Consider the following 11,625-nt stretch of genomic DNA (forward strand, 5'->3'; position numbering starts at 1 on the left):
GCAAGTACCGTAATGCCAAAGAAAGAAGAACGTCGGAAAGCCGTATGAGGGAGAACCTCACGTGAGTCTGTCTAACAATTTTCACTTTTTCCTTATTTATCCGATAGGAAAACGCATACTATTGTCGAATTAACAATTTAAGGAGATGATAGTATGCCATATATTCTTGGTGAGGATAGAAATCAGTTAAATTTATTACCAAATACATTGGAAGATTTTGTTGATGAAGATAATCCAGTTAGAGTAATTGACGCATACGTGGATAGCTTAAATCTGGAGGAACTTGGTTTCGCTGTTTTTTCGGGTTCTAAAGCCGGACAAAAACCTTATAGAAGACAGGATCTCCTTAAATTATATATATATTGTTATATGAATAAAATTAGATCATCACGCATGATGGAGATCGAGGCAACTAGAAACATAGAATTAATGTGGTTGATTGGGAAAATTAAACCTGACCATGGTACCATATCGTCATTTATGAAAATTAACAAAAATGCCATTAAGCAATTGTTTAAAGAATTTACACTTATGTTAAAAGGATTTGGCCTTATTGATGGCACCCTTGTCGCTATTGATGGAACAAAGTTAAAAGCAAGTTGTGCAAAAAATAAACACTATAATGAAAATATTATTAAAGAAAAATTAGAATACTACGAAACAAAAATTGAGGAATATATCAATGGCGTTTTAAATACAACAGATGATGAAAATATGAAACAGAAAATTAATGATAAAATTGAGTGTTATCAAGAAAGAATAAAGAAGTTAAACGACATTAAAGAAGAACTCAAAGAACAAGGAAAGAAACAAATTTGCTTAACTGATTCTGATGCAAAATCGATGAAAAACAACGGGAAATTTGAGGTTTGCTTTAATTTCCAAGGAGTTGTAGACAATAAAAATAAATTAATTGTAGACTTTGATGTAGTAAATGATGTTAATGATCAAGGTCAATTATCAAACATGGTTAAAAAAGCAAAGGAAGTATTTGAGGATCAAAATATTACAGCTTTAGCTGATACAGGATATTTTAATATGTCAGAAATAGTAGACGTGGTTGATGAACAGACCGAAATCCTAATTAAACCTCAAAAAGGAAAACAACAAAAGGTTGAAAATGGATTTGATAAATCAAACTTCAAATATGATCACATAAATGATGTTTTTGTTTGTCCAATGGGTTACTGTTTAAATTTTAAATGGAATGGAAAGCAAAACGGTAAAGATTTCAAACGTTATACGTGTGTAAATTATAATGAATGCGGGAAAAAGGAGGTCTGTACTTCTGCAAAAGGCGGCAGATCTATAATTAGGTTTAAAGATGAAGATATCATTGACCAGGTTACTGAAAATACCATAAAAAAAGATAACATATACAAGAAAAGGGGTTCCATAATAGAGCATTTTTTCGGAACCATTAAACGACATTTTGGTTATACATATTTTTTAACAAGAGGGCTTGAATCAGTAAACACTGAGGTAAGTTTTATTTGTCTTGCTTATAATTTTAAAAGAATGATAAAAATAATCGGAGTAAAGGAATTAATAAGAAAATTCAGGGGGGATTTGCCTCCCTTTTTATATGATTTTTGTGATTTTAATTATTATTGTTATAAATATTCATGAATTTTTTTACACTTTATAAAATTTGAATCAATTGTTAGACAGACTCACGTACGGTTTGATGAGGGGGAGCAGGAAAAGGAATTGTCTCCCTGTCTGGCTTAGTAAGGTGGAACACCCTGAAACCCGAGGACAAGAAGACAATATCTAATTCCTGTTTTCTACTCTACAAGCAGAAGCAGCAACCAATCGTATACTGCTTATTTGACGATTTGCAGCTCCTTCGGGAACGTTGTCAAGATTTCGGCGCCATCTGCAGTGATGACGAGGTTATCTTCAATTCTGACTCCGGCAACACCAGGAACGTAAATCCCCGGTTCAATCGTGAAGACCATTCCTTGTTCAAGAAGCAGCGGATTTGTTTCGGTTAAGGACGGGTATTCATGAACGCTTATTCCGAGGCCATGGCCAAGCCGGTGCGGGAAAAACTGTCCGTATCCAGCTTCGGCAATAATGGTGCGGGCCGTCAAATCAATCTCTGCAGCGGTGGCGCCCGGTTTGCTCGCCGCGACTGCTGCAAGCTGGGCACGAAGAACGGTCTCGTATATTTCCCGTTGTTTTTCACTGATCTCTCCAAAGGCCACGGTTCGCGTAATATCGGAACAATAGCCGTCCACGACTACTCCAAGGTCGAACAGGACGAAATCTCCTTTTTGCACTTTTGCCATACCCGGAGTTCCATGCGGAGATGCTGCATTCGCGCCTGTCAACACGGTCGTCGCGAAAGACATCTCTGTTACGCCTTTTATTTTCAGGGCATATTCGACGGCTGCAACAATCTCAAGCTCGGTTTTTCCTTCTTTAATTTCCTGGACGCCTGTTTCGATGGCGAAATCGGCCAGCTCGCATGCTTTGCGAATCTTGCTCAATTCTTTTTCATCTTTGATCATCCGCAGGACTCTCATTTTTTCCTCAGCTGAAATGAAATTCACTTCAGGAAACAATTGTGATAAAATCTCAAAGCGTTCGACATTCATGTGTTCCTTTTCAACCGCCGCTTTGCCAACAGCCAGTCCCCGCGCGCCAATCGCATTTTTAATCATTTCCCACGGGCGGTCAATATCGCTGTAGCCAATGATTTCGCCGCTCCAGCCAGAGCGCTTTGCATCCTCAATTTCCATGGCGGGACAGACGAGGAATGGTTCTTCGTCCCGAAAGACCGCGAGTGCCAGGACACGTTCATGAGGTTCGCAGTTAAACCCGCTTAAATAAAACACATTTTCCGGGGAAGATAATAAACTTACGTGAACTTCGTTTTCTTTCATCCATTCGGACAGTTTCTGCAATCGCCTGTTCATGGCCATACCCCTTTCTATCTCTCATAGCTTCAGGTTAGCAAGACAGATTCAGAAAGTAAACTTTTATATTTCTGCGGATATGGGTAAAAAGAAAAACGAGGCAGGAATCAATTTTGCTTTTGTTGAAGTAATCGTATAAATTTGTTTTTTGAAAGGAGCGGAAAAAATGAAAGTATCGTACCATGGGCATTCCGTTGTAAAAATTGAAACCAATCATAAAACGATCCTGATTGACCCATTTATCAACGGGAATGGATTAACAGATTTGAATGTGAACGATGTAAAACCCGATGTTATTTTGTTAACACATGGCCATGGTGACCATTTTGGCGACACGGTTGAATTGGCAAAGAGAAACAATTCGTTGGTAGTGGCAAACGCTGAAATCGCTACATACTTAAGCTGGCAAGGAGTCCAATCACATGGAATGCATATTGGCGGTGCATACGAGTTTGATTTTGGCAAAGTCAAATTAACGCAGGCTTTCCATGGGTCAAGCCTGATGACGGAAAACAAGGAAATCATCTACCTTGGCATGCCTGCAGGTATTTTGTTTATGGCGGAAGGCAAAACGGTTTACCATGCCGGAGACACCGCTTTATTTTCCGATATGAAATTAATTGGTGAACGCCATCCGGCCGATGTTGCATTCCTGCCGATCGGCGATAACTTTACGATGGGACCGGAGGATGCCGCCTATGCCGCAAAGCTGTTGAATCCGAAACTGGTTGTGCCGATTCACTATAATACATTCCCGCCGATCAAACAGGACCCGGAGCGTTTTATCGGGATGCTCGAGGGCCAGGAAGGAAAGGTAATGCAGGCAGGAGACTCGCTCGAACTTTAACAAATATTAAAAAGCACAGAGGCTGAGCTGTGCTTTTTTTATCTATACAAGCATAAAAATGGAACAAGAAGGAGGGACAAACGTGAAAAAGAACCGATATTTATTTTGTTTATTGGCGGGGGGCTTGCTTCTCTATATCGCAGTTCCGCGCCTTTCTGTGTTTGCTTTGGGCCTGGAAGGATGGTTTGCGGTGAGCTGGCTCATGTTCGCGCTTTTTGTGATTGCCGGCAATTTAACTGCGCTTATTTATGCTCCGATAAAACAGCAGGGAAATCGGGGTTTTTCCGGACCAAAAGGCGCGAAAAGGAAAACCCGCTCTTATGGGAGTTAACAATGTTTGCTGACATTTTTACTGGAAGCTCGCATATCGAATTGTATTCATGGGTGTAAAGACCTTATAATAAAGGAAAAGAAAAATTTTCTAGGACATTCCGCGGAAATTTTTATAGAGGGTGAAGGTCTTGGCAACAAAGCATGAGCAAATACTGCAATATATCGATGAGCTTCCGGTAGGTGAAAAAATTTCTGTCCGCCAGATCGCCAAGGCGCTGGCTGTCAGTGAAGGCACAGCATACAGGGCGATCAAGGAAGCCGAGAACAAAGGGTATGTCAGTACGATCGAACGGGTCGGGACAATCCGCATTGAGCGCAAGAAAAAAGAAAATATCGAAAAGCTCACATATGCGGAAGTGGTCAATATCGTCGATGGCCAGGTTCTCGGGGGGAGAGCCGGCTTACATAAGACGCTTAATAAATTTGTCATTGGTGCAATGAAGCTTGAAGCGATGATGCGCTATACCGGGGCAGGCAACCTGTTAATTGTCGGAAATTGGACAAGAGCGCACGAGCATGCTTTAAAAGCAGGCGCAGCCGTTTTAATAACAGGTGGTTTTGATACGGATGAAGCTGTGAAACAGCTTGCCGATGAATTGCAGCTTCCGATTATTTCAAGCAGCTATGATACATTTACGGTAGCGACGTTGATAAACCGGGCCATTTATGACCAGTTAATTAAAAAGGAAATTGTTCTTGTTGAAGACATCTTGACTCCGCTTGAGGAAACGATCTTTTTAAGAACGGATGAAAAAGTTTCTGATTGGCATAAGCATAACCAGGCGACGCAGCATGGCCGTTTCCCGGTTGTCGACCACAATATGAAGGTACAGGGGATGCTGACTTCCAAAGATATTGTCGGCCACAGCCCCGACACTCCGATCGATAAAATCATGACAAAAAACCCGATGACGGTTGGTGAAAAAACAAGCTTGGCATCATCGGCCCATATGATGGTATGGGAAGGTATTGAAATGCTCCCGGTTGTCGATGATGGAAACAAGCTCGAGGGGATTATCAGCAGACAGGATGTCCTGAAGGCACTGCAAATGATCCAGCGCCAGCCCCAGGTCGGTGAAACGATTGACGATATTGTCACAAACCAGCTTGTGCTGACGAAAGGAAAAACGAAGGGCGACGATGTTTATCGCTGTGAGGTTACGCCGCAGATGACGAACCATCTCGGGACGATCTCGTATGGAGTCTTTACGACGATTGTGTCCGAAGCAGCAAACCGGTTTCTCAGAGGCTATAAAAAAGGGGACCTGGTTGTTGAAAATATGACAATATACTTTATCAAGCCTGTGCAAATAGACAGCGTTATCGAGATTTACCCGAAAGTTCTTGAAGTCGGAAGGAAATTTGGGAAAGTTGATGTCGAAGTCTTTAACGAGGGAGTGCTTGTCGGCAAGACGATGATGATGTGCCAGCTCATCGACCGGCCATAAGCCAAGAAGCGGGGCGGCATGTAAAAAAGCCGTTTCCCGATGATGGGGAAACGGCTTTACCTTTGTCCGAGTTACGTAGGACAAAATCAAATTTACCGCTTACCTGCTTTTTTTTGCAAGCTCTTCGGCTTCAAGAATCGCTTTAGGCAGGTAAAATTGATAAGTTTTATACCCGGCCCAGATGCTCAGTCCGCCGACGACAATAAAGACGGCACCGACAATATATGAAACCGTTGATCCGGATAGAAACAGCTGATTGATTCCAAACAGGGCCACGAAAGCTCCGAGGGCAATCCTTGACTTTCCAGAAATCCATTGTTTTTCAAGAGGACGATTGCACCTGAAAAATTTTAGTTTATAAAATACGTAAAACGATAAAGATATTACGATTAAGATGACCAGAACTGGCATGTTATAAACTCCTCCAAATTCGACAAGCTTCTCTTATTTTAACGATTTTGGACTGGAAAAGCTATCATTTACATAAGGAATCGTCATTTTAAAAAAAATATTCATGTGAGCAAAGGAGCTAAATAATGTTCGAAAAAATTTTAAATACAATCCGCCAATACGAAACGATTATTATTCACCGCCATGTTCGCCCCGATCCTGACGCTTACGGATCACAGGGCGGTCTTGCCGAGATTTTGCGCACGTCATTCCCGGATAAAAAAATTTTTGCGGTCGGAAAGGAAGATCCCTCCCTCCGCTTTCTAAACAAGCTTGATGACATATCGGACGAAGTATTCGAAGGAGCACTCGTGATCGTTTGTGATACGGCAAATCAGGAGAGAATTTGTGATAGCCGCTATAAACTTGGCGATAAACTGATTAAGATCGACCACCATCCAAACGAGGATGCCTATGGGGATTTAATGTGGGTTGACACGGATGCCAGCTCCGTAAGTGAAATGATTTACGAGTTTTATCTGGCAGGGAAAGATCAAGGCTTAAAAATGTCCAATCAAGCAGCAAGGCTTTTATACGCTGGAATTGTCGGGGATACGGGGAGATTTCTGTTTCCAAGCACGACAGAAAAGACGTTTAAGTATGCAAGTGAGTTGATCCATTATGATTTTTCACGAACAGAGCTTTACGATCAAATGTATGAAATGAAGCCAAACCTCGTCAAACTGAATGGCTATGTGCTGCAAAATTTCGAGATGCGCCCAAGCGGTGCGGCATCGATGTTCCTGACAAAAGAACTGCTTGGCCGTTTTGATGTCGTTCCATCAGAAGCATCACTTTTAGTCGGGGTACTTGGAAATGTAAAAGGAATAAAAGCATGGGTATTTTTTATTGAGGAAGAAGATCAAATCCGGGTCAGGCTCCGCTCAAAGGGACCAGTGATCAACGGGATTGCCCGAAATTACAAAGGAGGCGGCCATCCGCTTGCCGCCGGTGCGTCGATCTACTCCTGGTCGGAGGCAGAGACCGTGTTAAAAGAAATTGATGAGGCTTGCTTAAAATAAGCAGCAGGCCCTGCTTCATTGCAGGGCCTGGTTGATTATTCTTCAAGAGTAAGACGGAGCTGGATATACAGAGTTGTATAGATGAAAACTTCTTCAACCTTAATGTTGTACCTTTTTTCGTTTATGCGTACAGGTTTATTTTCGATGACCCTTTTTAATAGTTCCCTGCTTTTATAAACGGTTTCCAAATCCTTTGCGAGCATCATTTTGATGTCCTCTTTTACTTTTTTTTCAGCCTCAAACACACTCAAAGGATCAAGGCGATACTTTTCACCATTGCTTATTTCCACCTTTATCTCCTGAACCGTCAGCCGCTCAATATTTTTTTTGTTTAACTCCTTATATTCCTCCTGCCAAATCTGTTTATCTTCCTCCAGCTCCTCAATATCATCTCTCAGTTTCTTAATGTCTTTACTGTATTCCTCCTGCCAGACCCCGTATATATACAAAAAGATAAACCAGCTGATAATAGCGCCGATTGCCATACCGGCAATGAAACGCTGCCAGCCCGGCTGGCGATAATATGATGGAATTCTCATGGAGAAATATGCTCCTGGGTCAGCCAGTGAAGCAGAACAGCCCCTGTTTTCGCGCCTCCAAAAGCGGAAAGAATCAGCAGCGAGTGTTTGAAAAGATCTTTTGTTTCACTTTCAAGAATGCCCCTCTCAAAGCTGTAGACAGTATCGAAGGTTCCGCCGATTGCCGCAATAATCGCCCAGATTCGAATCATGGCACCAAGTCTGGCAATTTCCGTAAGCGGCGGCTTCCCAGTTAAAAAAGCGGCCAAGCCGCCGATCAGCGCCCCGCCAAGCAAGACACCGAGCGCAATAAAATAGCTTTCAATCAAACCGACAAAAAAGGGTTGTTCACGTTCCATTGTTTTATCCATCCCTGTATTTGATGATAAAGGCTCTGATAATTCATCATATGGACAATCCCTGCTAAATATGATTATAAGATTGCAGGCGCATGGATCGGTTTACCCCGGAGAAAAGAAAACATATTTTCTTTTTCAATTTGCAAGTTCTATAATAATGAAGAGAAGAAGAATAAGGGTGTGAATCATTTGTCATTTATCCACCTTCATGTATACAGTTCATATAGTCTGCTTAATAGTACAGCAACGATCGAACAGCTTGTGGTTGGGGCAAAGGAACGCGGCTTTCATTCGCTTGCCCTGACAGATCGAAATGTGATGTATGGAGCCGTTGCTTTTTATAAAGAATGCCTTAAGCATGCAATCAAGCCAATCCTCGGGCTGACGGTCGATGTGATCAGCGGGTTAAACGGTGATGGCGCTTATCCCCTCGTTCTGTTGGCTAAAAATGAACTGGGTTTTAAAAATTTAATTAAAATAACAAGTGTTGTGCAAACGAAATCTCCCGAAGGCATTCCCGTCAAATGGCTCAAGCATTATGCGGAAGGAATTTTTGCCTTAACGCCAGGTGCAGAAGGTGAAATTGAACAATATATCGTAAACGATGAAACAGATAAAGCGCTGGAAGCTGCGCGGGCATATGCGGGAATCTTCGAAAAAGGCCATTTTTTTATCAGCCTGCAAAAGCACAGCGCTACGGAAAGACCCGAGTCAATTGAAGCGCTTGTTAAGCTTGCCGGGTCGGCAGGCAGTCAGCTGGTCGCGACAAACCGGGTGCATTACTTGAACAAAGAGGATGCTTTTGCCCATGAATGCCTGCTGGCCATCAAGAATGGCGACAAGTTGCAGGATGAGCAGCGCGAAAAGCTGCCAAGTGATCAATTTTATTTGAAAACGGGCCAAGAAATGGCCGAGTTGTTTGCGGACTACCCGGATGCTTTAGAAAATACGATCAAAATCGCGGACAATTGCAATGTTCTTCTTGAAATGAATAAACAATATCTTCCCAAGTATCCGGTTGAACATGGCGGATCGGCGGAGGAAATGCTTGAACGGCTTTGTTATCAAGGACTGAAAGAAAGGTATCGAAATCCGGGTGATGAACACCGTGAGCGTCTTGCCTTCGAGCTTGGCATTATTCAAAAAATGAATTTCAGCGATTACTTTTTAATTGTTTGGGACTTTATGAAGTATGCGAGGGACGCGGGGATCCTGACTGGTCCGGGCAGGGGATCTGCTGCCGGCTCACTCGTGGCCTATGTGTTATATATTACGGATGTCGATCCAATTGAACATGATTTGTTGTTTGAACGGTTTCTTAATCCGGAACGGATTTCCATGCCCGATATCGATATTGATTTTCCCGATCACCGCCGTGATGAAGTGATTAAATATGTTGCTCAAAAGTATGGTGAGCTCCATGTTGCCCAAATCGCGACATTCGGGACACTGGCGGCGAAAGCGGCCGTTCGTGATACAGGCAGGGCATTTGGCTTGAATACAAAGGAGCTGGACAGGCTGTCGAGATCGATTCCGTCGAAGCTCGGAATCCGTTTGGCAGTGGCGTACAAGGAATCGGGCCCGCTGCGCCAGTTTGTCGACGAATCGGACTTTAACAGGCGTCTTTTCGAAACAGCAAAGAAAATTGAAGGGTTGCCACGGCATACTTCGACCCATGCAGCCGGCGTCGTGATTAGTGAACAGCCGTTAATCAACCTTGTCCCGATTCAGAGAGGGCATGATGAAGTTTTCTTGACCCAATATTCGATGGAGCATTTGGAAGACATCGGACTGTTAAAAATGGACTTTCTTGGCCTAAGAAACCTGTCTCTCCTTGAATCTATAATAAGCAATATTCAGAGAAAGACCGGCGCAAAGATTGATATTCATTCCATCACTTTTAATGACAGTAAAACGTTTGAGCTGCTAAGCCGCGGCGATACGACCGGGATTTTTCAGCTTGAATCGGAGGGGATGCGCAAAGTGCTGACAAGGTTAAAGCCGACACACTTTGAGGACATCGTTGCCGTCAACGCCCTGTACCGCCCGGGCCCGATGGAGAATATTCCGCTTTATATCGACCGTAAGCATGGGCGCCGGCAGATCGAGTATCCGCATCCCGACCTTGAGCCAATCTTGAAGAACACATACGGAGTGATCGTCTACCAAGAGCAAATTATGCAAATCGCTTCTAAAATGGCGGGCTTCACACTGGGGGAAGCAGATTTGCTCAGAAGGGCCGTCAGCAAGAAGCAAAAAGCGGTTCTCGATAAAGAAAGAAGCCATTTCGTGCAAGGTTCTCTCAAGCAAGGCTACAATGAGCAGACAGCAAATGAGTTGTACGATCTGATCGTCCGCTTTGCCAATTATGGATTCAACCGGAGCCATGCGGTTGCCTACAGCTTTATTGCTTACCAGCTCGCCTATCTGAAGGCTCATTACCCGCTGTTCTTCATGGCAGCGCTGTTAACGTCGGCTGCGGGGAACGAGTCCAAGCTTATCCAGTACATTCGTGAACTGAAACAGATGGATATTAGCATACTGCCTCCTTCTATCAATAAAAGCGGCTACTCATTTCTCGTTGAAAAAGATTCGATCCGCTACAGTCTCGCAGCCATCAAAGGAGTTGGGGCAACTGCGTTAAAGGAGATATTTCCGGCCCGCAAGCAGAGACGCTTTGAAGATATTTTCGATTTTTGCCTGCGCGTTTCTTCAAAAGCAGTTAATCGAAAAACGCTTGAAGCGTTCGTTCATTCCGGCTGTTTTGATGAATTTGGCCATGATCGGGCAGTGCTGCTTGCAAGCATAGATGTCGCGCTCGACCATGCCCAGCTCGTAAAACCGGAAGGAGTGGCACACGGCGATTTATTTGCCGATGACGATTTCTTCCCAAAACCGAAGCATGTTGAGATGGATCCGATCGGAATAGAAGAAAAGCTATCTTCCGAAAAAGACGTGCTTGGCCTATATTTATCAGACCACCCGCTTTCCGTATTCGAGCTACAGTTAAAAGAAGCAAGCATCCCGCAGCTTTGGGATTTAACTGTCCCGGGAAAAAGGGTTCGCACCGCTGCCTATATAACAGAGGTAACCAAAATCCGCACAAAAAAAGGCGAGGCAATGGCTTTTGTTACATTGAGCGATCCAGGTGCAGAGCTTGAAGCGGTCGCCTTTCCGCAAGTATTCAGCAAATATGCGGTCCTCTTAAAACAAGGAAATACCGTACTGCTGGATGGGAAGCTAGAGGAAAGAGACGGGAAAAAACAGCTGATCATTCAGGCCGTCGATGATTTGAAAGATTGGGCGGAACAATCGGCAAAAAATAAACCTGTCCTGTATTTAAAAATCAGCCGGGATCAGGAAAACCCGGAGCAGCTTAACCGCTTAAAGGAGATCTTAAAGAGCTTCAAAGGCGGCATTCATGTCGTTCTTCATTATGAAAGTACTGAAAAAACGGTGCGATTGGCTGATAATATGAAAGTCGACGGTTCAAAAAATTGTCTTGCTGGATTAGTAACTTTCCTCGGAAAAAGCAATGTTATTTTGAAAGAATAGTTCTTTACATCTTTTTCAAGTATGATATATTGATAAGAAGAATGCGTGGTCTGACCACTGGGCAGGATTATCTGCGTCTTGTCTGATAAGCTGTGTTTTTGAAGAAGGTAGTGTAAAAAGTTCTATGAAAACTCGGCTTTGAGGGTTCCGTTCTGCCACAAAACAGATG

At 43.2% G+C, this 11,625-nt stretch carries 10 protein-coding genes; 6 read left to right on the top strand and 4 right to left on the bottom strand.

Annotation, left to right across the window (positions count from 1 at the left end):
• The first annotated feature begins 153 nt into the window (after positions 1-153).
• Positions 154-1,629 (top strand): IS1182 family transposase, encoded by a 1,476-nt coding sequence (locus tag CU635_RS22850; protein ID WP_219620140.1) that lies wholly within the window; start codon positions 154-156, stop codon positions 1,627-1,629.
• 197 nt (positions 1,630-1,826) lie between these two features.
• Here CU635_RS22850 and CU635_RS22855 read toward each other — a convergent pair whose 3' ends face one another.
• Positions 1,827-2,924, bottom strand: a complete 1,098-nt coding sequence (locus CU635_RS22855) for a M24 family metallopeptidase (RefSeq protein ID WP_101579640.1) — start codon at positions 2,922-2,924, stop codon at positions 1,827-1,829.
• A gap of 166 nt (positions 2,925-3,090) precedes the next feature.
• On the opposite strand from CU635_RS22855, the gene CU635_RS22860 reads away from it, so the two are divergent.
• The 3 genes from CU635_RS22860 (at position 3,091) to CU635_RS22870 (ending at position 5,552) form a co-directional block, all read left to right on the top strand.
• A complete protein-coding gene (locus CU635_RS22860) occupies positions 3,091-3,771 on the top strand; it encodes a metal-dependent hydrolase (RefSeq protein WP_101579641.1) in 681 nt (226 codons plus the stop codon).
• Between the two features lie 82 nt (positions 3,772-3,853).
• Positions 3,854-4,102: a hypothetical protein gene (locus CU635_RS22865; protein ID WP_101579642.1), complete on the top strand. Its 249-nt coding sequence runs from the start codon at positions 3,854-3,856 to the stop codon at positions 4,100-4,102.
• A gap of 130 nt (positions 4,103-4,232) precedes the next feature.
• A complete protein-coding gene (locus CU635_RS22870; protein ID WP_101579643.1) occupies positions 4,233-5,552 on the top strand; it encodes a CBS domain-containing protein in 1,320 nt (439 codons plus the stop codon).
• Between the two features lie 99 nt (positions 5,553-5,651).
• Here CU635_RS22870 and CU635_RS22875 read toward each other — a convergent pair whose 3' ends face one another.
• Positions 5,652-5,963: a YtpI family protein gene (locus tag CU635_RS22875; RefSeq protein WP_101579644.1), complete on the bottom strand. Its 312-nt coding sequence runs from the start codon at positions 5,961-5,963 to the stop codon at positions 5,652-5,654.
• A 125-nt stretch (positions 5,964-6,088) separates the two neighbouring features.
• On the opposite strand from CU635_RS22875, the gene CU635_RS22880 reads away from it, so the two are divergent.
• A complete protein-coding gene (locus CU635_RS22880) occupies positions 6,089-7,024 on the top strand; it encodes a DHH family phosphoesterase (RefSeq protein WP_101579645.1) in 936 nt (311 codons plus the stop codon).
• A 35-nt stretch (positions 7,025-7,059) separates the two neighbouring features.
• Here CU635_RS22880 and ytrI read toward each other — a convergent pair whose 3' ends face one another.
• Together ytrI and ytrH are read right to left on the bottom strand one after the other, a co-directional pair.
• Complete coding sequence (ytrI, locus tag CU635_RS22885) at positions 7,060-7,563, bottom strand: sporulation membrane protein YtrI (protein ID WP_101579646.1); 504 nt, start codon at positions 7,561-7,563, stop codon at positions 7,060-7,062.
• Entirely contained in the window at positions 7,560-7,901 is a 342-nt protein-coding gene (gene ytrH, locus CU635_RS22890; protein ID WP_101579647.1) for a sporulation membrane protein YtrH, read from the bottom strand. The genes ytrI and ytrH overlap by 4 nt, the downstream gene beginning before the upstream one ends.
• Positions 7,902-8,090: 189 nt before the next feature.
• Here ytrH and dnaE point away from each other — a divergent pair, with 189 nt between their 5' ends.
• Complete coding sequence (dnaE, locus tag CU635_RS22895; protein ID WP_101579648.1) at positions 8,091-11,456, top strand: DNA polymerase III subunit alpha; 3,366 nt, start codon at positions 8,091-8,093, stop codon at positions 11,454-11,456.
• Positions 11,457-11,625: the final 169 nt, after the last annotated feature.

The organism is Bacillus canaveralius (genome assembly GCF_002860125.1).
In the GTDB taxonomy this organism is placed as follows: domain Bacteria; phylum Bacillota; class Bacilli; order Bacillales; family Cytobacillaceae; genus Bacillus_BJ; species Bacillus_BJ canaveralius.